Source organism: Comamonas sp. E6 (assembly GCF_001010305.1).
Classification (GTDB): Bacteria; Pseudomonadota; Gammaproteobacteria; order Burkholderiales; family Burkholderiaceae_C; genus Comamonas; species Comamonas thiooxydans.
The window spans coordinates 50,263-73,114 of the sequence record NZ_BBXH01000019.1 but is presented as its reverse complement, the minus strand read 5'-3'; the positions used below and the strand labels follow the sequence as shown (position 1 = coordinate 73,114).

Sequence of the window (22,852 nt, the reverse complement as noted above, 5' to 3'; positions counted from 1 at the left end):
TCACTTCGCCTCAACCATGGCAGAGGCCTGGCCGCCGCGCTTTCTGGCCGGACGGCGCGCCCAGAGGCGCAGCACGCTGCGGCGCACACGGTCCAGCAGCACATAGACCACGGGCGTGGTGTAGAGCGTGAGCAACTGGCTCAGCAGCAGGCCACCCACGATCGCAATGCCCAGGGGCTGGCGCAGCTCGGCACCGTCGCCCCGGCCCAGGGCCAGGGGCAGCGCGCCGAACAGGGCCGCCATGGTGGTCATCAGAATGGGGCGCAGGCGCAGATGGCAGGCCCGATAGATGGCCTGGGCCGCCGTGGCATGGCCGCCTTTCTCGCGCTCCAGCGCAAAGTCGATCATCATGATGGCGTTCTTCTTGACCAGTCCGATCAGCAGGATCACGCCGATGAAGGCGATCAGCGAGAACTCGGTCTTGAACCACATCAGCGCCAGCAGCGCGCCCACGCCGGCCGAGGGCAGCGTGGACAGAATCGTCAGCGGATGGACCAGGTTCTCGTAGAGGATGCCCAGCACCAGATAGATGGTGATGATGGCCGCGAGGATCAGCAGGGGCTGGCCCGCCAGCGCCTGCTGGAAGGCACCGGCCGAGCCACTGAAGCTGCCGCGGATGGACACCGGAACGCCCAGCTCCAGCATGGCATTGCGGATCGCATCATTGGCCTGCGACAGCGAGACATTGGGCGCCAGGTTGTAGCTCACGGTGCTGGCCGGCGTGCCGCTCTGGTGCTGCACGGACAGTGGCGTGGTCGAGGTGGTGATCCTGGCAAAGGCCGTCAGCGGAATCTGCTGGCCCGCGCTGTTGACGAAGAAGAAGCCACGCAGCGTCTCCGGGCTCTGCAGATACTGGGACGAGGCCGTCATCACCACGCGGTACTGGTTGAGCGGGTTGTAGATCACGCCCACCTGGCGCTGACCGAAGGCGTCGTTGAGCGTGTTGTCGATCTGCGCCACCGTCAGGCCCAGGCGCGTGGCCTGGTCACGGTCTATGACCAGCTTGGTCTGCATGCCGTTGTCCTGCACGTCGCTGTTGACATCGGTCAGCTCCGGCAGGGTGGACAGCACCTGGCGGATGCGCGGCTCCCACAGGCGCAGCTCGGCCGTATCGTCGGCCTGCAGCGTGTACTGATAGGAGGACATGCTCTGGCGCCCGCCGATGCGCACATCGCTCTGGGTCATCATGAACAGCCGCGCGCCCGGTTCATCCTTGAGCTTTTCACGCAGGCGGTTGATGACCTCGTCGCTGGACACCTTGCGCTCGGACATGGGCTTAAGCGACATGAACATATTGGCCGAATTGGCCTGGCCGCCGCCGGTAAAGCCGGTCACATACTCCACGGCCGGGTCCTGCTGCACCACATCGAGAAAACGCTTGATGCGGCGCTCCATGGCCTGAAAGGACGTGGACTGGTCGGCACGTATGAAGCCCATGACACGGCCTGTGTCCTCGCTGGGCATGAAGCCCTTGTCTATGGTCTGGTAGAGATGGATGTTGAGGCCGATGACCGCCACCAGACTGAGCAGCACCACGGGCTGGTGGCGCAGACCCCAGGCCAGGGTGTGACGATACAGCGCCGTCACTCGCACCTCGAAGCGATCCATGGCCAGCGAGACGCGCAACCAGAGCGCATCCCAGCGGCGCGTGAAGGGGCGCCGGGCACGCTCGGCGCGGCGGCGCTCCTCCTCTGCCGGTGTGCGCAGCAGAGCCGCGCACATCATGGGCGTGGTGGTCAGCGAGATGATCATGGAAACCAGAATCGCCGCCGACATGACCACGGCAAATTCACGAAAGAACCGCCCCACGATGCCGGCCATGAACAGAATGGGCACGAACACCGCAATCAGCGACAGGCTCATGGAGACAACGGTGAAACCGATCTCGCGCGCGCCCTCGATGGCCGCCTGCATCGCGGACTTTCCACGCTCCATGTGGCGCATCACGTTCTCCAGCACCACGATGGCATCGTCCACCACAAAGCCTGCGGCCACCGTCAGCGCCATCAGCGAGAGGTTGTCCAGCGTATAGCCGCACAGGTACATGACGCCGAAGGTCCCCATCAGCGAGGCAGGCACGGCCACGGCCGGAATCAGCGTGGCGCGCAGGCGGCGCAGAAAGACGAACACCACCATGATGACCAGCGCTATCGAGATCAGCAGCGCGTTCTGCACCTCCTTGACCGAGGCGCGCAGCGTGGGCGTGCGGTCCGAGATCACCGTGACATCGATGGCCGGATTGATCGAGGCCCTGAGCTGGGGCAGCATGGCGCGCACCTTGTCCACGGCCTGCAGGATGTTGGCGTCGGGCTGCTTGAACACCTGCAGCAGCACGGCGGGCTTGCCGTTCATCACGCCGTAGTTGCGTATGTCCTGCACGGAGTCGGTGACATCGGCCACATCGGACAGACGCACGGCATTGCCGTTGTTCCAGCGCAGCACCAGCGGCGCGTATTCGGCGGCGGTGCGGGCCTGGTCATTGGTCGCCACCTGCCAGTAGTGGTCTTCGCGCTCCACGGCGCCCAGGGGACGGTTGGCATTGGTGGCGGTGATGGCCGTACGCACCGCATCCAGCGAAACGCCGTTGGCAGCCAGCCGCACCGGGTCCAGCTCCACGCGCACGGCCGGCAGCGCGCCGCCGTTGATCGATGCCTGGCCCACGCCTTCCACCTGGGCCAGCTTCTGCGCCAGCACCGTGGAGGCCGCGTCATACATCTGGCCGCGCGTGAGCGAATCTGACGTCAGCGCCAGAATCATGATGGGCGCGTCGGCCGGGTTGACCTTGCGATAGGTCGGGTTGCCCGGCATGCCCGAAGGCAGCAGCGTGCGCGCCGCATTGATGGCGGCCTGTACATCGTGGGCCGCGCTGTCCACCGTGCGCGTCAGATCGAACTGCAGCGTGATGCGCGTGCTGCCCATGCTGGAGCTGGACGTCATCTCGTTGACGCCGGCAATCGCGCCCAGGGCGCGCTCCAGCGGCGTGGCCACGGTGGCCGCCATGGTATCCGGCGCCGCGCCGGGCAGGCTGGCGGTCACCGATATCGTCGGATAGTCCACCTGCGGCAGCGGCGCCACAGGCAGCTGGAAATAGGCCACGCCGCCCACCAGGGCCATGCCGATGGTCAGCAGCAGGGTCGCAATGGGCCGGAAGATGAAGGGCGTGGAGATGCTCATGGACGCGCCCCGTCCTGGCCGCCGTCCCCGCCCTCGCCCATGACTTCGGCTTCGGAATGCGGCACATGCTTGACGGCCGGCAGGCCGCGCCTGGTTCGCCAGCCCTCGGCCCAGCTTTCAAAGGTCAGATAGATCACCGGCGTGGTGAACAGCGTCAGCAGCTGGCTCAGCAGCAGACCGCCCACCAGGGTCACGCCCAGGGGCTGGCGCAGCTCGCTGCCCACGCCGGTTCCCAGCATCATGGGCAGCGCGCTCAGCAAGGCCGCCAGCGTGGTCATGAGAATCGGGCGAAAGCGCAGCAGACAGGCCTGGTAGATCGCGTCGCGCGCATTCATGCCCTCCTCGCGCTGGGCGTCCAGCGCGAAGTCGATCATCATGATGGCGTTCTTCTTGACGATGCCGATCAGCAAGATGATGCCGATGATGGCGATGATGTCCAGATCCAGCCCAGACACCAGCAGCGCCAGCAGCGCACCAACGCCCGCCGAAGGCAGGGTGGAGAGAATCGTGATCGGGTGAATCGTGCTCTCGTAGAGCACGCCCAGCACGATGTACATGGTGATGATGGCGGCCAGCACCAGCAGCAGGGTATTGGAGAGCGAGGCCTGGAAAGCCAGCGCCGCGCCCTGGAACTGCGTGTCCACCGACAGCGGGATCTGCCCCTCGTCGCGCAGCTGCGCAATGATGGTCTGCGCCGCCTCCACCGCATGGCCCAGCGACACGCCGGATGCGGTGTTGAACGAAATGGTGGCTGCAGGCAGCTGCCCCACATGATTGACGGCCAGCGCCATCGGGCGCTCGCTCACCGTGGCAATCGAGGACAGCGGCACCGGCGCACCGTTGCTCGATGCGGCATAGATGTTCTGCAGGGCTTCGGGCCCGATCTTGAACTGCGGCGCCACCTCCAGCACCACGCGGTACTGGTTGGACTGCGTGAAGATAGTCGAGATCAGACGCTGGCCGAAAGCGTTATAGAGCGCCGAGTCCACCGACGAGACCGTCACGCCCAGGCGGCTGGCCTGGGCCCGGTCGATCTGCACATAGGCCTGACGGCCCTGGCTCTGCAGATCGCTGCTCACATCGAGCAGCTGGGGCAGTTGCTGCAGACGCTCGACCAACATCCTGGTGCTGGCCGTGAGCTGGTTCATGTCCGGCGAGGAGAGCAGCAGCTGGTACTGGGTGCGAGCCTGGCGATCCTCTATGGTCAGGTCCTGCACGGGCTGGGCATAGAGACGGATGCCGGGCACGGCGCGGGAATCCTCGGCCAGGCGGTTGAGCACCACGGGCAGACGGTCGCGCTGGGCATGGGGCTTGAGGTCGATCTGGATGCGGCCGGTATTGAGCGTGGTGTTGGTGCCATCCACACCGATAAACGAGGAGATGGATGCCACGGCCGGGTCCTTGAGCAAATGCTCGGCCAGCGCCTGCTGGCGCTCGGCCATGGCCGCAAAGGAGATGGACTGGTCGGCCTCGGTGGTCGCGGCAATCGTGCCCGTATCCTGCTCGGGGAAAAAGCCCTTGGGCACGACGAAATACAGCAGCACCGTGACCACCAGCGTGGCGATGAACACCAGCCAGGTCAGCTTGCTGTGATCCAGCACCCAGGTCAGCATGCGGCCGTATTCGGCAATCACCTTGTCGAAAGAGCGCGCGACCGCAGCGCTGAAACCCTTGGACTGCGCCCGGTTCTTCTCGCCCTCGGGCTGGTGGCGCAGCAGGCGCGCGCACAGCATGGGGGTGAGCGTGAGCGAAACCACGGCCGAGATCAGGATCGCCACCGTCATGGTGATGGCGAACTCATGGAACAGGCGCCCCACCACATCTCCCATGAACAGCAGCGGAATCAGCACCGCGACCAGGGAGATGGTCAGCGAGATGATGGTGAAGCCGATCTGCTTGGCACCCTTGAGCGCGGCCTGCATGGGCGGCTCGCCCTTTTCCACATAGCGGGCGATGTTCTCGATCATCACGATGGCATCGTCCACCACAAAGCCCGTGGCAATGGTCAGGGCCATCAGCGTGAGGTTGTTGATGGAAAAGCCCGCCAGATACATGACGCCGAAAGTGCCTACCAGCGACAGCGGCACCGCTACGCTGGGAATCAGCGTGGCCGATGCACTGCGCAGGAACAGGAAGATCACCATCACCACCAGGGCGATGGCCAGGGCCAGTTCGAACTGCATGTCCTTGACCGAGGCGCGAATGGTCACGGTGCGGTCGGTCAGCACCTGCACGTCGATCGAGGCAGGTAGCGTCTCCTTGAGCTGGGGCAGCAGGTTCTTGATGGCATCGACGGTGTCAATCACGTTCGCGCCGGGCTGGCGGCGGATATTGAGGATCACGGCCGACTTGGAGCCGGTCTCGGGCGTGCCCGACCAGGCGGCCAGACGCGTGTTCTCGGCGTCGTCCACGGTCTGCGCCACATCGGACAGGCGCACGGGGTTGCCGTTCTTGAAGGCGATGATCAGGTTGCGGTACTCGGCCGCCGACTGCATCTGGTCGTTGGCATCGATGGTCGATGCGCGGTTGGGGCCATCAAAGCTGCCCTTGGCGGTCTTGACGTTGGCCGCAGAGATGGCGGTGCGCACGTCATCCAGCGTCATGCCGAAGCTGGCCAGCGCTGCGGGGTTGGCCTGGATGCGCACGGCCGGGCGGCGCGCACCGGCAATGGCCACCAGGCCCACACCCTTGACCTGGGAGAGCTTGGGCGCAAGGCGGTTCTCCACCAGATCGTTGATCTTGATGACGGGCAGCGAAGGCGAGCTGATGGCCAGCGTCAGCACCGGCGCATCGGCCGGGTTGACCTTGCTGTAGAGCGGGGGCATGGGCAGGTCGCTGGGCAGCAGATTGGTGCCCGCGTTGATCGCGGCCTGCACCTGCTGCTCGGCCACGTCCATGGACATATCGAGCGCAAAGCGCAGGCTGATGACCGATGCGCCGCCCGAACTGGTCGAGGACATCTGGTCCAGGCCCGGCATCTGGCCGAACTGGCGCTCCAGCGGTGCCGTGACGTTGGAGGTCATCACATCGGGGCTGGCACCGGGGTAGAGCGTGGTGACCTGTATGGTGGGGTAGTCCACCTCGGGCAGGGCCGAGATGGGCAGCAGGCGGTAGGCAAGAATGCCCGAGATCAGCACCGCCACCATCAGCAAGCTGGTGGCGATGGGCCTGAGAATGAAGAGGCGCGAGAGATTCATGATGGCCGCAGGCTCTGACTATGCTCAGCGACCCGTACCACCGGCTGCCGTACCGGTCTGGCCATTGGCTTCGCGCTCAGCGCGCAGCTTCTGGAAGAAAGCGCGGCGCTCTTCGGGCGACAGGGCCTCCAGCTTGGCGCGCTGCTCGGGAGTCAGCTGGGGGCGCTCACCCCGGCCCTCGGATCTTTCCGTGCGAGCCTCGCCGCCTTCACCACGCTCGGCGCCGGCCTGAGGCCTGGCCTCGTTCGCAGCCGCAGGCTTGGCATCCGGCTTGGCTTCTGCCTTGGGGTCCGGCTTGGAGGGACTGCCCTGCACCTCGCGCGGCTGATCGCCACGGGCGTCCGCGCCGCGAGGTCCCTGGCCTGGGCCCGCATTGCCGCCATTGGCACCACGCTCGGCGCGCAGCTTCTGGAAGAACTCCTTGCGTTCCTCGGGCGTCATCTTGGAGACTTTTTCACGCTGCTCGGGACTGAGGTTGCGCATCATGCCGCGCGGCTGGTTGGCTGCATCCTGCACGGCCTGGTCGACCTTCTTGACCTTTTCGGAGTCCACCACCGTCACCTGCGCGCCTTCGCGCAGGCGGTCGATGCCGTCGGTCACCACCTTGTCGCCGGGCTCCAGCTCGCCGCGCACGCTGACATAGTCACCGTCCGTCACCCCCACGGTGATCTTGCGCTGGGTGACCGTGTTGTCGGGCTTGACCAGATAGACGAAATTGTTCTGCACCGCATTCGCGGGCACGACCAGCGCCTGATCGATCTGGCGCAGCTGCAGCTTGACGTTGACGAACTGATTCGCGAACAGCTTGCGCTCGGCGTTGTCAAACGAGGCCTTGGCCTTGACCGTGCCCGTGGTCGTGTCGATGGTGTTGTCCAGCGCATTGAGCTGGCCCTTGGCCAGCATCTGCTTTTGCTCGCGATCCCAGAGCTCTACGGGCATGAGCTTGCCCTCGCGCAGTTGCTGGGCCAGCGTCCCGACATGGGCTTCGGGGATGGAGAAAACGGCATCGATGGGGCGAATCTGGGAGATTGTCACCAGTCCGTTGGTATCGGAAGGGTTGACCACGTTGCCGAGGTCGGCCTGGCGCAGGCCCAGGCGACCCGAGATGGGGGCCGTGATCCTGGTATAGCTCAGCTGCAGCTTGGCCGCATCGACCTGGCCCTGGTCGGCCGCCACCGTACCCTGCAGCTGGCGCACCAGCGCGGCCTGGGTATCGACCTGCTGGCGGGCAATCGAGTCCTGGGCCTGCAACTCCTTGTAGCGCTGCAGATCGAGCTGCGCATTCTTGAGCTGGGCCTGGTCGCGTGCCAGAGAGCCCTGCACCTGCGCCAGCGAAGCCGCAAAGCTGCGCGGGTCGATCTCGGCCAGCAACTGACCTGCCTTGACCTCGTCCCCCTCCTTGAAGTGCAGCTTGAGCAGCTCGCCCGAGACCTTGGCGCGCACCACGGCCGTGGCGCGTGCATTCATCGTACCGATGGCGCTGACGAGCACGCGCATGTCGCGCTGCTCCACCAGGCCTACGCTCACAGGCTGAGCCTGGCTCATGCCGCCGGGGCCGCCCGGCCCTGCTCGACCATTGCGCCCTGCGCGTGCACCGGGCCCGCCTGCTCCCTGCTTAGGAGCTGCAGACGCAGACATATCACCGCTTGCACCCTGTTTTTGCGCATACCACCAATAGCCACCGCCAGCGGCTGCCAGGGCGAGCACCACACTGGCAAGCAAGACGGGCCGGACCTTGCCCTGCTGTAAAGAATGACGATTGGGGTGCAATTTGGATGAGCTGGACATGGTTGAGCGCAGGAATTTCGAGCCTGAATTGGCGCCAATGGTATCCAGTTGCAATCAAACCCCGGGTCAGGCAGCGCCGGCTTTGCCAGCATTTACCCCCGCTTTACCTTGGGTTTACCTGCTGAAGTTCCGTATTCGGAGACTTAAACAGTGCTGACTTTCATAGCAGCAATGACGGCTTTTTCAGGCCTCATGCTTGGCGGCTGACACTGCCCCTTGCTGCGTCCGCCATGCGGCGCAGGGAATCCGGCTCCAAGGAGAAACCCATATGACCACCGAACGCCTGACCAATCACCCCGAAGAAGCCGCCGTGCGCGTGCCGCTGGAGCTGTATATGCGCGGCCATGCCGAAGACAATGCCGAGCATATGCGCGCAGCCTTCATGCCCACGGCCCGGCTGGAGTCCGTGCGCGAAGGCCCGCTGACCTCCTGGGACCTGGACTTCTACTGCCAGCGCTTCAAGAACACGCCCGCTGCCGACGAAGCCACGCGTCGCCGCGTCATCGACTCCCTGGACATCGTGGGCACGGCCGCCATGGCCAAGGTCACGCTCTACCACGGTGCCGTGACCTTCACCGACTACTTTGTGCTGCTCAAGACCGAGCAGGGCTGGAAGATTGCCAACAAGGCTTTCCACGCCCAGCCTCAGTAAGGTTTGGCTACCTGCACCAAGCCCCTGGCCTCAGGCTCAGGGGCTTTTTTTATTCATGCGCTGGTCAACGAGTCAGCAGCCAGAGCGCGCCCAGCACGATGACAGCCCCCAGGCCCCAGGCCCAGACGGGGATGCCGGACGATTCGCGCGGCGGCGCCGAGGGTGTGGCGTCCAGCGGCGCGTAGCTGGTGGAGGCCGCGTCGTGTTCCCAGGAGCGTGTATCCAGCTCCTCCGCACCGCCTTCGTCTTCGGGCTGCTCGCTCGGGTGGCGCTGCTGCATCAAGGCCTCGAAGCGCGCAAAGAAGTCCTCGGCCATGCTCTTGGCTGCGCCGTCGATCAGGCGCTGGCCCAGCTGGGCAATCTTGCCGCCGACCTGGGCCTGCACCTCGTACTGCAGCTCGCAATGCCCTGCATCGATGGGCGTCAGATCCACCTTGGCCTGGCCCTTGCCAAAGCCGGCCACACCGCCCTGCCCTTCAAAGGCAATCGTGTAGCTCTTGGGCGGCTGCACGTCCGACAGCGTGACCCGGCCGTTGAACTTGGCCGATACCGGACCGATCTTCACGGACATGATCACCGCATAGGAGCCATCGCCCGCATCCTCAAACTTCTCGCAGCCGGCCAGGCATTGCTGCAAGGTTTGCGGATCGTTGAGCGCCTCCCAGGCCTGCTGCTGGCTCACGGCAAGAGGACGGCTGGCATGCATTTCCATGGTGTTCTCCTTTTCAATCTCGGTGCGGCAGTTGCAGCAGCCTCGCCAGATGGGCAGCCAGTTGCTGCAACGACTGCAGGTTGTGCACGGCCAGCATGGCATGGCTGTGACGATGCAGTACCTGCGCGCCTTTGGCCAGCGGGGCATACCCGTCAAAACGCAACAAGGGGTTGAGCCAGACAATGCGCGCACTGTGCCGGGCCAGCCACTGTAGCTCCCGCTCCAGCAGCGTACTGTCGCCGGTATCCAGCCCGTCGCTGATCAGCAGCACCAGGGTACGTCGCCCTACCAGATGGCGCGCCCCCTGCTGGCGCAACTGTGCCAGGCACTCTCCCAGGCAGGTACCGCCGCCGAAATCGTCGATGTCGTGATTGAGCTGGGCCAGCATGGCATCGGGGTCGCTGTAGGCAAAAGCGCGGTTCAGCTCCTGCAGGCCGGTTCCCATGCTGTAGACATGGCGGCGCAGCTGCGGATAGCGCCGGGGGCTGGTGGCCTGGTGCAGAAATGCCAGCAGCAGACGCACATAGCGCTCCATGGAGCCCGAGACATCAACCAGCGCCAGCCAGGGCATGGGCAGCCGCTTGCGCCTGCGCCATTTGAGACTTGCCAACTCGCCGCCCGTGGCCGCCGCTGCCTTCAGACTGGCGGGCCAGTGCACGCGCAGTCCCGAGGCGCGCAGCTCGCTTCTGCGACTGCGATAGCTAGGCAGCGGCAAGCGGATATCGCGCGCCAGCTGCTGCACCAGGCGGTACTCGCTGGCACTGAGCTGGTTGAAATCCGCATGCTGCAGCCTGTGCCGGTCGCTGGCCGACATGGCAGCATCCAGCGTCAACTCCTCGCTCGCGGTCTTTTGCTGTGCGGCGCGAATCGCCGACAAGGCCTCCTGAACACGCGGCCTGTGACGCGGCCTGGCAGCCTCCGGCGCACCCGGCAGCAACTGGCTCAGAAGCTGCTGCGCCACCTCGGGATTGCGAAAGTAGGCCGCGAACAGCTCGCGAAAGACCGCCAGATCCTGTTCACGCGAAACCATCACGGCCTCCAGCGCGGCGGCCACGTCCTCGCGGTTCATGCCCACCAGCATCAGGCCTTGTTGGGCCAGCGCCAGGCGCTCGGCATCCACCGCGAGCCCCGCGCGGCGCAGCGCGCGGCCAAACCCCAGCAGATTGACGGGCAGCTTGCCGCTGCGCGCATCGCCCCACCAGCTCACGCTTGCGGGCCGCTCTGGCGCCTGCGCCTGCGCCTGCAGCTCAGGCTGTGGCATCGGGCTCCAGCAATTGCTGCAGACGCTCTGGGGTGAGCGCGGCCACGTCCTCACGCTGCTTGAACAGAATGCCCGCCGTCTCGTGCACCACCTCGGGGTCTATGACCAGGGTGTCGAGCGCCACCAGCGCCTTGGCCCACTCCACGCTTTCGGCAATGCCGGGCGTGCGCTCGAAGGCATCGGCAAACGGGCGGCTGCGCAGCCGGTCCACAAAGCGGGCTATCTGCTCGGTCAAGGCCGCTGCGGCCTCAGGCACCTTGGACTGGACAATGGCCAACTCGCGCTCGCGCTCGGGATAGTCCAGCCAGTGATAGAGGCAGCGGCGCTTGACCGCGTCATGCAGATCGCGCGTGCGGTTGCTCGTGAGAATGGTGACCGGCGGCACCTGAGCCTTGATGACCCCGAGCTCGGGAATGCTGACCTGGTACTCTCCCAGATACTCGAGCAAAAAGGCCTCGAAAGGCTCGTCGGCCCGGTCCACCTCGTCAATCAGCAGCACCGCGCCGGGCGCGGGCGCCTGCAGGGCCTGCAGCAAAGGCCGGCGCACCAGATAGCGCGGCTGATAGACCTCCTGCTCGACAGCTTCCAGTTCCGCCGCACCACGCAGCTCGGCCGCGCGCAGATGCAGCAGCTGCGCCGCGTAATTCCACTCATACAGCGCCTCACGCTGCTCCAGGCCGTCATAGCACTGCAGCCGGATCAGCTGCCGCGCCAGCACCTGGGACAGCGCCTGAGCCAGCGAGGTCTTGCCAACGCCCGGCTCGCCCTCCAGCAGCAGGGGCCGCTGAAGCCTGAGCGCCAGAAACACGGCCGTAGCCAGACGCCGGTCCGCGAAATAGCCGACCTCCTTCAAGGCGGCCAGCAGCCCATCCACCGACTCCAAAGCGCTGTTCACATCAGTATTCATAGCTGCCTGCGCTTTATCCATATAGACCAGAGCCACTTTTCTTCAAAATACAAGAACGAGACAGCAAGCAAGGGCCGCACCGCAGCGAGGCTGTTGCCCCCTCCCGCGAAGCGAGAGAGGGGAAAGCGGCCAAGCCGCTCAGATTGAGAGCAGTTGATCCACCGCCCGCTGCGTCAGGACGCTGATCAGCTGCGCCCGGTAACGCGCACTCGCGTGCAGATCGCTGTTGAGCTCGCTGTCGTCGATAGGCACTGCAGCCGCCGCAGCGGCCGTGAGACTCTGGTTGAGCGCCGCTTCCAGGCCTGCGTGGCGGAAGACCGATAGTCCCGCGCCGGTTACGGCCACATGCACGCCCTGCGCCGTCTGCGCCACAAACACGCCCACCAGCGCAAAGCGCGAAGCGGGCTGCTTGAACTTGATATAGGCGGCCCTTCTGGGCACAGGAAAGCGCACGGCCTTGATCAGCTCGCCCTCTTCCAGTGCCGTGGTGTACATGCCCTGGAAGAAGTCGTCGGCCGCTATCTCGCGCCGCTGGGTGAGCACGGTGGCGCCCAGACCCAGCACCGCACTGGGATAGCAAGCCGCGGGGTCGTTGTTGGCCAGCGAGCCGCCAATCGTGCCTCGCGCCCGCACCTGCCGATCGCCAATGCCGCCGGCCAGTTCGGCCAGCGCGGGAATGGCGTGCTGCACCTCGCGGCTGGCGGCGACATCGGCATGACGGGTCATGGCGCCGATCTCGACCTGATCACCGCTGACGCGGATTCCCGCCAGACCATCGACCTGGTTGAGGTCCACAATCGCGCCGGGCTGAGCCAGGCGCAGCTTCATGGAAGGAATCAGGCTCTGGCCGCCGGCCAGAAACTGCCCGCTGGCAGCGCTCACCTCATCCAGCGTCCGGGGATTGGAGTAACTGAAGGCATACATATATGTTGTCCTCTCTTCCTCTCAGTCGGGTGTGTGCAGGCCACAGTCAGGGGCGTGCAGCATCGATGGCCTCCCACACGCGGTGCGGACTGGCAGGCATGTCCAGATCCTTGACGCCCAGGGAATGCAGAGCATCGAGCACGGCATTGATCACGGCTGGCGGCGAGCCTATGGCCCCGGCCTCGCCGCAGCCCTTGGTACCCAGCGGGTTATGGGTGCATGGCGTGCAGACCGTACCCAGCTTGAAGTCGGGCAGATCGTCGGCGCGGGGCATGGCGTAGTCCATGAAGCTGCCGGTCAGCAACTGACCCGAGTCACGGTCGTAGACGCAGTTTTCCAGCAGCGCCTGGCCTATGCCCTGGGCCAGTCCGCCATGGACCTGACCCTCGACGATCATGGGGTTGATGATGGTGCCGAAATCGTCCACGGCACTGAAGCGGTCGACACGCACCACGCCCGTGGCAGGGTCCACCTCGACCTCGCAGATATAGGTGCCGGCCGGGAAAGTGAAGTTGGTGGGGTCGTAGAAAGCGGTCTCGTCCAACCCCGGCTCCAGCTTGTCCAGCGGATAGTTGTGCGGCACATAGGCCGTCAGCGCAATCTGGGCGAACGGCAGCTTTCTGTCGGTGCCGCGTACCGTGAACTCGCCTCCCGCGAAGTCGATGTCGGCATCGCTGGCCTCCATCAGGTGGGCGGCAATCTTCTTGGCCTTGGCCTCGATCTTGTCCAGCGCCTTCATGATGGCCGCACCTCCGACGCTGATGGAGCGCGAGCCATAGGTACCCATGCCAAAGGGCACGCGGCCCGTATCGCCATGGACGATCTCCACATGCTCGACGGGAATGCCCAGTCGGGCCGCCACCACCTGGGCAAAAGTGGTCTCATGCCCCTGACCATGACTGTGCGAGCCCGTAAACACCGTCACGCTGCCCGTGGGATGGACGCGCACCTCGCCGCACTCGAACAGACCGGCACGAGCGCCTAGCGCCCCGGCAATATTGCTGGGAGCAAGGCCACAGGCCTCGATGTAGCTGCTGTAGCCCAGGCCGCGCTTGAGTCCTTTGGCCTCGCTGGCTGCGCGCCTTGTCGCAAAGCCCGCCACATCGGCCAGTTGCTCGGCCTGATCCATGCAGGCCTTGTAGTCGCCGGTGTCGTACTGCAGCGCCACTGGCGTCTGATAGGGAAAGCTGGTGATGAAGTTGCGGCGCCGGATCTCCGCCTGGGACAGATTCATCTCCCAGGCACAGCGGCTGACCAGGCGCTCAAGCAGATAAGTGGCCTCGGGGCGGCCTGCACCCCGGTAGGCATCCACGGGCGAAGTGTTGGTGAACCAGGCATCGACCTCGATATGGATTTGCGGCGTGGTGTACTGCCCCGCCAGCAGCGTTGCGTAAAGAATCGTCGGAACGGCGCTGGCAAAGGTGGACAGATAGGCGCCCAGGTTCGCATCGGTGTGCACGCGCATGGCGAGGAACTTGCCATCGGCGTCCATGGCCATCTCGGCATGGCTGACATGGTCGCGGCCATGCGCATCGGTCAGAAAGGACTCGCTGCGATCGGCCGTCCACTTGATATTGCGGTTGAGCTTCTTGGCCGCCCAGGTCAGGCAAACATCCTCGGCATACAGAAAGATCTTGGAGCCGAAGCCGCCGCCCACATCGGGAGCAATCACGCGCACCTTGCTCTCGGGCAGGCCCATGACGAAAGCCGTCATCAGCAGCCGCTCCACATGCGGGTTCTGGTTGGCCACGTACAGTGTGTACTCATCCATGGCGCGGTTGTAGCTGCCGATGGCCACGCGCGGCTCCATGGCATTGGGGATCAGCCGGTTGTTGACCAGATCCAGCCGCGTCACATGGGCCGCGCCCGCAAACACGGCATCCACGGCTGCCTTGTCGCCTATCGCCCACTGGTAGCAGCGGTTGTCGGGAGCGATATCGTGAACCACGGCGCCGGGCTTTTTGCCACCCGCCGCATCGGCCACGTTCACGACCGCAGGCAGCACCGCGTAATCGACCTCCACCAGCTCGGCCGCATCGCGTGCCTGCTGCAGGGTCTCGGCAACCACCATGGCCACCTGGTCGCCCACATAGCGCACGGTATCGAGGGCCAGGATCGGGTGCGGCGGCTCCTTCATGGGCTCGCCATTGGTGCTGGTGATCAGCCAGCCGCAGGGCAGGCCGTTGATGCCGGCGGCCGCCACATCGGCGCCCGTGAGCACGCCGACCACGCCTGGCGCCGCCTTGGCGGCATCCACGTTGACGCTGCGCAGCCTCGCGTGGGCATGGGGCGAGCGCACAAATACCGCATAGGCCTGCGCGCCCAGCGTGATGTCGTCCGTGTACTGGCCTGCGCCGGTCAGAAAGCGATCATCCTCGCGGCGCAGAACGGCTTCGCCGATATGCGGCAGCTTGGAAAAGTCAGATGCACCCATGGTGTGTCTCCTCTTCTAGTTGTGATGCGCGGCTCAGCTGGCGCTCATGCCGTCGCGACCCACTTTGACGGCAGCGACGATGTTCTGGTAGCCCGTGCAGCGGCAGATATTGCCTTCGAGCAGTTCGCGGATCTCGGCATCGGTGGCCTGAGGCTTCTGGCGGCACAGATCCACCGCACTCATCACCATGCCGGGCGTGCAGAAGCCGCACTGCAGGCCATGGCACTGCTTGAAGGCCGCCTGCATGGGATGCATGGTTCCATCGGCAGCGGCCATGCCCTCTATGGTCTGCACCTCTGCGCCCTGGGCCTGCACGGCCAGCATGGTGCAGGACTTGATGGCCTTGCCATTCACCAGCACCGTGCAGGCTCCGCACTGGCTGGTATCGCAGCCCACATGGGTGCCCGTCAGGCGCAGCTGTTCACGCAGCGCCTGCACCAGCAAGGTATTGGGGGGGACGTCAATGCTGGCCGCGCGGCCATTGACCGTGAACTGAACATTCATCGTGATGCCTCCTGCCTTTATCCGAAGAATTGGGTAACAAAGCACAACCGCACTCTCTATGGTGGGCAGTTACCGCCATGCAAGGCGCTAGGGTTGACCCCCAAGCCAGACGAAACACGCACAGATATTCTCAAAATGAAACACTGTCCGGAGTCCGCATGTCGCCCGCCAGCCCCGCCATTTCCGCGCAAGCCGCAGCGCATCCAGGTGCACGCCATTCCCTGCTTGCCCAGGCCAGGCAGCAGTTGCTGGCGATGGACTCATCCCATGCGCTGGCACCGTCTGGCCTGGCTCCCTGGCTCTGGCGCTCGTGGCAGCGCTGCGTGGCGCAGGGCCGTCATCCCGCGCAAAAAGTGGAGTTCGAGGCCGTCGGACCTCACGCGCTGCGCCACGCCCAGGACAAGCACCAGTTGCTGCTGCAGGCTGCACGCCCGGTCATGACGCAGCTGGTCGCGGCCGTGGGTGCCATGCGCTACTTCTGCCTGCTGACCGATGCCCAGGGACTGGCACTTGAAGTGCAAGGTCCCGTCGACCATAGCGATCTGCGTGCGCTGGCCGTAGGCCGTGTCGGCGTGGATCTGTCCGAGCGCGGCGTGGGCACCTCGGCCATAGGCGCGACACTGGCCGAACTCAGCCCGGTATGGCTGCACAGGCAGGAGCATTTCTTTGACGATCTGCGCGACTACAGTTGCGCAGGCGCTCCGGTATTCGGCCCTCAGGGCGAGTGCCTGGGCATGCTGGACATCACCGGCATTGATGTACCCGAGCGCCCCGAACTGCTGCTGCTGGCACTGCGCTGCGCACGCGCCATCGAAGATCGATTGCTGCGGGCCCTGCCTCATACCCTGCTGCTGCGCGTGAACTGGCCCGGCGGACCTCTGGGCCAGGAAGGCGAAGGCCTGATGGTATTTGATGCCGAAGGCCGATTGCTGGGCAGCAATACCGTGGCCAGGCAACTGGTGCCGCGTCCTCTGCAAGCCCCTGGGGGGGACTCGCTCATCCAGAGCCATGAGCTGCTGGCCCTGCCCTGGAGTCATCTGATCGAACATGCGCGCCAGCGGCCCGAGGCGCCACTGCAACTACCGCTGTGGTCCGGTCTGCGCCTGCTGGCACTGGCACAGGCCAGTCCCTTGCTGCGTGTCCCCGTCATGCCGGGTTCCGGCGCAGCCTGTCGGGCAACATCTGCCAATGCCATGACCACACCGCTGCGCACCAGCGAGTTGCTGCTGATTCAGCAAGCCATGCAGGAGGCTCACGGGAATGTAACCGTGGCAGCTCGCAACCTGGGATTGAGCCGGGCCACACTCTATCGCCGGCTGGCCAGCAAATAAGAGGTCTTGAACCGGATCTGATGCAGTTTGGCTCTCTACGGATTTGCCCTAGTTTCAGCGCAAAAACGCCCTCCACGACAGCAGGCGCACACTAGCAGGCAAGCCCATGAAAAATACAAAATACCTCAATAAAACAATCATCTAAGCGGTACCAGCCGTGCACTTCCAGCTATCGTACGCATAGCAGGCACAACTGACGCTCGGACGCCACATTTGCGTGCGTATTTGTAAAAAACACCATACCTGCGTCCGTAGAATCTCCAGTTTGGTTCAAAAACTCAGATCGCCCTGAGGCTTACCAGCCCCAACAGCGCGACGCATACACAGCCTACTTTTTGGAGACACCATGCAGGCTTTACTCGCCCTGTCCAGGGCTATCGACAGGCTCAACGCCTTTGTCGGCAAATATTCCATCTGGCTGATATTTGCCGCCACCTTCATCAGCGCCGCCAACGCCATTGTTCGCAAGGCCTTTGACACCAGCTCCAATGCCTTTCTGGAAGTCCAGTGGTATCTGTTCGCATGGTCCTTTCTGATTGCTGCGGGCTACACCCTGCTGCATCGCGAGCATGTACGCATCGACGTGATCAACAGCCGTCTGTCCAAAAAGGCCCAGGTCTGGATCGACATCATCGGCTTTGCCTTCTTTCTCACCCCGCTATGCCTGACCATTCTGTGGCTGAGCATGCCGGTGGTAATTCAGATGTACCAGTCCGGCGAAATGTCGGGCAACCCCGGCGGGCTGATCCGCTGGCCCGTATGGACGGCGATTCCTGTGGGCATCACCTTGCTGCTGCTGCAGGGCATCTCCGAGCTGATCAAGCGCATTGCCTTCCTGACCGGCGACGGCCCCGACCCCATGGGCAAGCTCAGCGACAAGAGCGCCGAGGAAGAACTGGCCGAGGCCCTGCGTGCCGAAGCCGATCGCAAGCAGGCTGAGGCGCTGGCCGCCCAGGCCAAGGCATAACGGTAGCGGGAGACAATCGATGGAATTTATCGCTACCAACTACGCCCCCATCATGTTTGCGGGGCTGATCTGCTTTTTGCTGCTGGGATTTCCCGTGGCCTTCAGCCTGGGGGCAGCAGGCCTGGCCTTCGGCTTTCTGGGCATCGAACTGGGGGTCTTTCCCTCCTCCGTGATGGCCTGGCTGCCCCAGCGCCTGATCGGCATCATGGCCAACGACACCTTGCTGGCCGTTCCCTTTTTCACTTTGATGGGCCTGATTCTCGAACGCTCGGGCATGGCAGAGGACCTGCTTGACACTGTCGGCCAGGTGTTCGGCCCCATCCGCGGCGGTCTGGCTCTGGCCGTGATCTTTGTGGGTGCACTGCTGGCCGCCACCACCGGCGTGGTTGCTGCTTCGGTGATTTCCATGGGCCTGATCTCTCTGCCCATCATGCTGCGCTATGGCTATGATCGTCGTCTGTCATCGGGCGTGATTGCAGCGTCTGGCACGCTGGCACAGATCATTCCGCCCTCGCTGGTGCTGATTCTGATGGCCGACCAGTTGGGCAAGAGCGTGGGCGATATGTACAAGGGCGCCTTCATTCCCGGCTTCATGCTCATGGGCCTGTATGTTCTGTGGGTGGTGATTCTGGCCATCTTCAAGCCCAAGATGGTGCCTGCCCTGCCTGTGGAGGCACGTATCTACCGCGAAGCCAATGGCAACGGTGGCTATACCTCGCTGGCCGTGGTCATGGGCATCTCGACCATCGTGGCCATCTTCCTGGCCAATCACATGGCCGACCTTCACACCTGGTGGCAGGGCAAGGAAGTGCTGGATGTACCCACTGACGAGAAAATCGTCACCGCCATGTGCGGTGGCACGTTCATCGCCTTTGTGATCGCCTCGCTCAACCGCGTGCTCAAACTGGGCCTGCTGTCCAAGCTGGCCGAGCGCGTGACCTTTGTGCTGATCCCTCCGCTGCTGCTGATCTTCCTCGTGCTGGGCACCATCTTCCTGGGCATTGCGACTCCGACAGAAGGCGGCGCCATGGGAGCCATGGCGGCCCTCATCATGGGTTTTGCCCGCCGACGCCTGAACATGGACCTGCTCAAGCAGGCCCTGGCCTCGACCACCAAGCTGGCTAGCTTCGTGATGTTCATCATGATCGGCGCCACCACCTTCAGCCTGGTGTTCCAGGCCGCCGACGGCCCCAAGTGGGTGGAGCATCTGCTGACCAGCCTGCCCGGCGGCCAGGTGGGCTTCCTGATCGTGGTCAACATCATGATCTTCTTTCTGGCCTTCTTCCTGGACTACTTTGAACTCTCGTTCATCGTGGTGCCGTTGCTGGGACCCGTGGCCGAGAAGATGGGCATCGACCTGATCTGGTTCGGCGTGCTGCTGGCCGTGAACATGCAGACCTCGTTCATGCATCCGCCCTTCGGTTTTGCACTGTTCTTCCTGCGCTCGGTCGCTCCGGACAAGCAGTACGTCGACAAGGTCACGCATAAGGTCATCGAGCCCGTCACCACCATGCAGATCTACAAGGGTGCCGTGCCTTTTGTGCTGATTCAGCTGGTGATGGTGGGTGTGCTGATCGCCTTCCCCGGCATCGTGACCGGCGCGCTCGACAAACCGGTGGTCGTGGACATGAACAAGGTGGGCGACGAGATGCTCAACCAGCTCAACGATGCTGGCGGTGGCTATGGCGCAGACAACCCCTTCGGGGCCCCTGAGGGCGGCGAAGAAGGCTCTGCAGTGCCAGCGGCCCCTGCCGAAGGCAACCAGCCTGCCCCCGCCGCACCCGATGCAGGCGGCTATGGCTCGGATGATCCGGCCAAGGCCCTGCAGGACTCACTGAACGCAGCTCCTGCGAGCAAGTAAATCTTCGCCCCTCCGCTGATACAGCCCCGGCTCGCCAGAGCCGGGGCTGTATCATTGAGCAGAGGTTGCCGAGTGATAGATTTGCTGTTTTCCCAGAAAACCGCAATGACCATCGCCGAATTGCTGACGGCCATCCGTCAACCGTACGCAGACCTGCTGTCACAGGCCGCCAATGCCCAGGACTCTTATGTGGAGCCGGCCTATCGCAACAGCGATGGGACGCTGGCCACAGAAGGTGCATGGAATCTGCCCTGCCGGGTTGATGCCATCCCCGTATCGGAAGACAGCGCAGAACCTGTACAAGTGGATTCACAGACGCGGCTCGATTTCGAACCCATTCATTTCCGCATCGGTGATTCCGCAGTGGAGCTGCAGCCCTTTGTCTGGGACTGGCTGTCGCTGGAAGTGCAAGGTCTGACAGAAGAGAAGGCCTCCAAGGCGCTCATCGACTGGTTCAACGATTGGTTTGATGGAGATGATGAAAACGAGCCGGATGCAGCGGGGCTGCAGCAGGTCGTTCACTTCATGTCGGACCCGCAAGTCCTGGCAGGAGGAGTGAAAGCGACCATAGATCTTGGCTCTGCACCTGTCGAAGCCCTGGAAGATTTGCTGTTTGCGCTATCCGACGCAGGAGCCGCTCAACTCAGGCTCGCATGATTTCGGGCACATGAAAAAACCGCAGCAAGCTGCGGTTTTTTTTGCAGCCAGCGCATGGCGCCGGCAGTCTTGAGTCTGACCGGGATCAGATCTTGGCAGTCGCCATGTACTGATTGAAGGGGTACTCGGAGAAGCGGTTCCACAGAATCTGGTCGCGCTGGAAGGCGCGCATGTCCTGATGGATCTTCTTGAATTCGGGCGACTTGGCTTCGTGCTCGGCAAACACCTCCATGGAGGCCTTGAAGCCGGCATCCATCAAAGGCTTGGGGAACATCTTGAGCTGGGTCTTGTTGGCCACCAGGCGCTTGATGGCCTGAGGGTTCAACACCTGGTACTTGCTGGTCATATCGGCGGCAGCCACGCGGGTTGCGGCGTCCAGGATCGCCTTGTTCTCGGGCGACAGCGCGTTGTACTTCTTGATGTTGATGAAGAACTCCAGCTCGGCAGAGCCTTCCCACCAGCCGGGGTAGTAGTAGTAAGGCGCAACCTTGTTGAAGCCCAGCTTTTCATCGTCGTAGGGACCGACGAACTCCACGGCGTCCAGCGTACCCTTTTCCAGAGCCTGGTAAACATCGCCTGCGGGCATGTTCTGCGCCACCACGCCCAGCTTGGCCATGGCCTCGCCGAACACGCCGCCGCCCAGACGCATCTTAAGACCCTTGAGGTCTTCCACGGTCTTGATTTCCTTGCGATACCAGCCGCCCATCTGGGTCGTGGTGTTGCCGGCCGATGCGGTCTTGAAGTTGTACTTGGCAAAGAAGGCGTCAAGGAGCTTGCGGCCGTTGCCATGATCCTTCCAGCCGTTCATCTGCAGTGCGGTCAGGCCGAAGGGCACGGCGCAGCTGAAGGCGAAGATGGGGTCCTTGCCGGTGAAGTAGTAGGCAGCGGTCTGCGCCATGTCAATGGTATCGCCCTGCAGCGCATCCACCACACCGAAAGCGGGCATCAGCTCGCCAGCGGGGTGCACCGAAATCTCGAACTTGCCGCCCGACATGGCCTTGACCAGTTGCGACAGCTTTTCAGCACTGCCGAAGATGGTGTCCAGCGACTTGGGGAAGCTGGAGGCCAGGCGCCAGCGCACAGCGGCCTGGGCGTGAACAGCAGGTGCTGCACCCGCGGCCAGAACGCCGGCGATACCGGCATTTTTCAGAATGGAACGACGATCCACTTTAGTCTCCTTGAGGAACGAATTGAGCTGATACAGACCACTGATCTATGCCAGCTTGTTTTATGCAACAGGCACAAAATGTACACGAGCCAACCGTTTCGCAAGCGCTAAAAAGTGACCGTTCGCTTAAGAAGTTCTACCTAGTGATGCGCATCAAGTCTGATGCCCAATTGAAAACAATCAATCACTACAGACGTACCGCACTCATATAGCTGGCATAGCGGAACTCGGAGAAACGATCCCAGAGCAACTGGTCGTGCTGAAATCCGCGCATGCTTCTGTGAATTTTCTTGAACTGCGCCGACCTGCCCTCATGCTCGGCCATGGTGGCCATCACGGCCTTGAACCCCGCATCCATGAGCTCGCGCGGAAAGGCTCGCAGTTGCACGCGTTCGCTGAGCAGCTTCTTGAGCGCTGCGGGGTTGTACGCCAGGTACTTGGCAGTCAGATCCTTGGCGGCCAGCGCCGCTGCGGCCTCCACCATGGCGCGCAGTTCGGGCGTCAGGGCCGCAAAGGCCTTGGCATTGATGAAATAGGCCAGCTCTGCACCGCCCTCCCACCAGCCCGGATAGTAGTAGTAAGGCGCGATCTTGCCGAAGCCCAGCTTCTGGTCGTCATAAGGGCCGACGAACTCCACCGCATCGAGGCGGTTCTTTTCCAGCGCCTGCTGCGCATCGGCAATGGGCATGTTGACGGCCTGCACGCCCAGCTTTTGCAGCGCATCACCCAGCAAGCCGCCGCCAGCGCGCATGCGCAGACCATGCAGATCCTGCACGGTCCTGATTTCCTTGCGGTACCAGCCCCCCATCTGCGTGCCGGTGTTGCCGGCACTCAGACTCTTGATGTTGTACTGGGCGTAGAAGTCATCCATGAGCTTGCGCCCGCCGCCCCACTCCATCCAGGCATCCATCTGCCGCGCCGTCAGACCAAAGGGCACGGCGCAGCCCAGTGCAAAGCAATAGTCCTTGTCGGTGAAATAGTAGGGAGCGGTCAAAGCCATTTCGACCGAGCCGTTCTGCACCCCCTCCATCACGCCAAAGGCAGGCATCAGCTCACCTGCAGAGTGCACGCTGACCTCGATCTGCCCACCGGACATGAAGCGCAGCGATTGGGCAAATTTTTCTGCTCCGCCAGAAATGGCGTCAAGGACTTTGGGAAAACTCGTCACCAAGCGCCAGCGCAGCACTTCCTGACTGCGCACCGCAGGAGCCACGCCCGCTGCCAGCACACCAGCCATGCCCACATGTTTGACGAGTGAGCGACGATCCATGAATATTTCTCCGCTAGTAGTTGTCCATTGCAAAGCCGGCTGCAA

The 22,852-nt window shown here is 63.6% G+C and carries 16 protein-coding genes; 5 read left to right on the top strand and 11 right to left on the bottom strand.

Going from position 1 to position 22,852, the window contains the following annotated elements:
- The 3 genes from CSE6_RS17390 to CSE6_RS17380 are packed head-to-tail and all read right to left on the bottom strand — an operon-like array spanning position 1 to position 8,159.
- Positions 1-3,174, bottom strand: a complete 3,174-nt coding sequence (locus tag CSE6_RS17390; RefSeq protein ID WP_059441101.1) for an efflux RND transporter permease subunit — start codon at positions 3,172-3,174, stop codon at positions 1-3.
- Complete coding sequence (locus CSE6_RS17385) at positions 3,171-6,371, bottom strand: MdtB/MuxB family multidrug efflux RND transporter permease subunit (protein WP_059441100.1); 3,201 nt, start codon at positions 6,369-6,371, stop codon at positions 3,171-3,173. Before CSE6_RS17385 ends, CSE6_RS17390 begins: the two co-directional genes overlap by 4 nt.
- A gap of 24 nt (positions 6,372-6,395) precedes the next feature.
- Positions 6,396-8,159 carry an MdtA/MuxA family multidrug efflux RND transporter periplasmic adaptor subunit gene (locus CSE6_RS17380; RefSeq protein WP_059441132.1) on the bottom strand — a complete coding sequence of 588 codons (1,764 nt, stop codon included), beginning with the start codon at positions 8,157-8,159 and terminating at the stop codon, positions 6,396-6,398.
- 268 nt (positions 8,160-8,427) lie between these two features.
- Here CSE6_RS17380 and CSE6_RS17375 point away from each other — a divergent pair, with 268 nt between their 5' ends.
- A complete protein-coding gene (locus tag CSE6_RS17375; RefSeq protein ID WP_003069196.1) occupies positions 8,428-8,811 on the top strand; it encodes a nuclear transport factor 2 family protein in 384 nt (127 codons plus the stop codon).
- Positions 8,812-8,875: 64 nt separating this feature from the next.
- Here the strand turns inward: CSE6_RS17375 and CSE6_RS17370 are convergent, their stop codons facing one another.
- The 6 genes from CSE6_RS17370 to CSE6_RS17345 all read right to left on the bottom strand — a co-directional run bounded on the left by CSE6_RS17370 (position 8,876) and on the right by CSE6_RS17345 (position 15,553).
- Positions 8,876-9,523: a CoxG family protein gene (locus tag CSE6_RS17370; RefSeq protein WP_059441099.1), complete on the bottom strand. Its 648-nt coding sequence runs from the start codon at positions 9,521-9,523 to the stop codon at positions 8,876-8,878.
- A gap of 13 nt (positions 9,524-9,536) precedes the next feature.
- Positions 9,537-10,784, bottom strand: a complete 1,248-nt coding sequence (locus CSE6_RS17365; protein ID WP_059441098.1) for a VWA domain-containing protein — start codon at positions 10,782-10,784, stop codon at positions 9,537-9,539.
- Positions 10,771-11,691 carry a MoxR family ATPase gene (locus CSE6_RS17360; RefSeq protein ID WP_059441131.1) on the bottom strand — a complete coding sequence of 307 codons (921 nt, stop codon included), beginning with the start codon at positions 11,689-11,691 and terminating at the stop codon, positions 10,771-10,773. The genes CSE6_RS17365 and CSE6_RS17360 overlap by 14 nt, the downstream gene beginning before the upstream one ends.
- Positions 11,692-11,829: 138 nt before the next feature.
- Complete coding sequence (locus tag CSE6_RS17355) at positions 11,830-12,615, bottom strand: xanthine dehydrogenase family protein subunit M (protein WP_059441097.1); 786 nt, start codon at positions 12,613-12,615, stop codon at positions 11,830-11,832.
- A 46-nt stretch (positions 12,616-12,661) separates the two neighbouring features.
- Positions 12,662-15,049: a xanthine dehydrogenase family protein molybdopterin-binding subunit gene (locus CSE6_RS17350; protein WP_059441096.1), complete on the bottom strand. Its 2,388-nt coding sequence runs from the start codon at positions 15,047-15,049 to the stop codon at positions 12,662-12,664.
- 33 nt (positions 15,050-15,082) lie between these two features.
- The gene (locus CSE6_RS17345; RefSeq protein ID WP_034352836.1) at positions 15,083-15,553 is read right to left on the bottom strand and encodes a (2Fe-2S)-binding protein; all 471 of its coding nucleotides are present in this window, start codon (positions 15,551-15,553) and stop codon (positions 15,083-15,085) included.
- A 158-nt stretch (positions 15,554-15,711) separates the two neighbouring features.
- Between CSE6_RS17345 and CSE6_RS17340 the strand changes: the two genes are divergently transcribed.
- The 4 genes from CSE6_RS17340 to CSE6_RS17325 all read left to right on the top strand — a co-directional run bounded on the left by CSE6_RS17340 (position 15,712) and on the right by CSE6_RS17325 (position 20,369).
- Entirely contained in the window at positions 15,712-16,884 is a 1,173-nt protein-coding gene (locus CSE6_RS17340; RefSeq protein ID WP_059441095.1) for a helix-turn-helix domain-containing protein, read from the top strand.
- Between the two features lie 346 nt (positions 16,885-17,230).
- On the top strand, positions 17,231-17,851 hold the full coding sequence (locus CSE6_RS17335; protein WP_003069181.1) for a TRAP transporter small permease subunit: 621 nt from the start codon (positions 17,231-17,233) through the stop codon (positions 17,849-17,851).
- 19 nt (positions 17,852-17,870) lie between these two features.
- Positions 17,871-19,712 carry a TRAP transporter large permease subunit gene (locus tag CSE6_RS17330; protein WP_045839907.1) on the top strand — a complete coding sequence of 614 codons (1,842 nt, stop codon included), beginning with the start codon at positions 17,871-17,873 and terminating at the stop codon, positions 19,710-19,712.
- A gap of 105 nt (positions 19,713-19,817) precedes the next feature.
- Positions 19,818-20,369 (top strand): hypothetical protein, encoded by a 552-nt coding sequence (locus CSE6_RS17325; RefSeq protein ID WP_003069178.1) that lies wholly within the window; start codon positions 19,818-19,820, stop codon positions 20,367-20,369.
- An 85-nt stretch (positions 20,370-20,454) separates the two neighbouring features.
- Here CSE6_RS17325 and CSE6_RS17320 read toward each other — a convergent pair whose 3' ends face one another.
- Complete coding sequence (locus tag CSE6_RS17320) at positions 20,455-21,537, bottom strand: TRAP transporter substrate-binding protein (protein ID WP_003069176.1); 1,083 nt, start codon at positions 21,535-21,537, stop codon at positions 20,455-20,457.
- Positions 21,538-21,724: 187 nt separating this feature from the next.
- Entirely contained in the window at positions 21,725-22,807 is a 1,083-nt protein-coding gene (locus CSE6_RS17315) for an ABC transporter substrate-binding protein (protein ID WP_034352848.1), read from the bottom strand.
- Positions 22,808-22,852 lie beyond the last annotated feature (45 nt).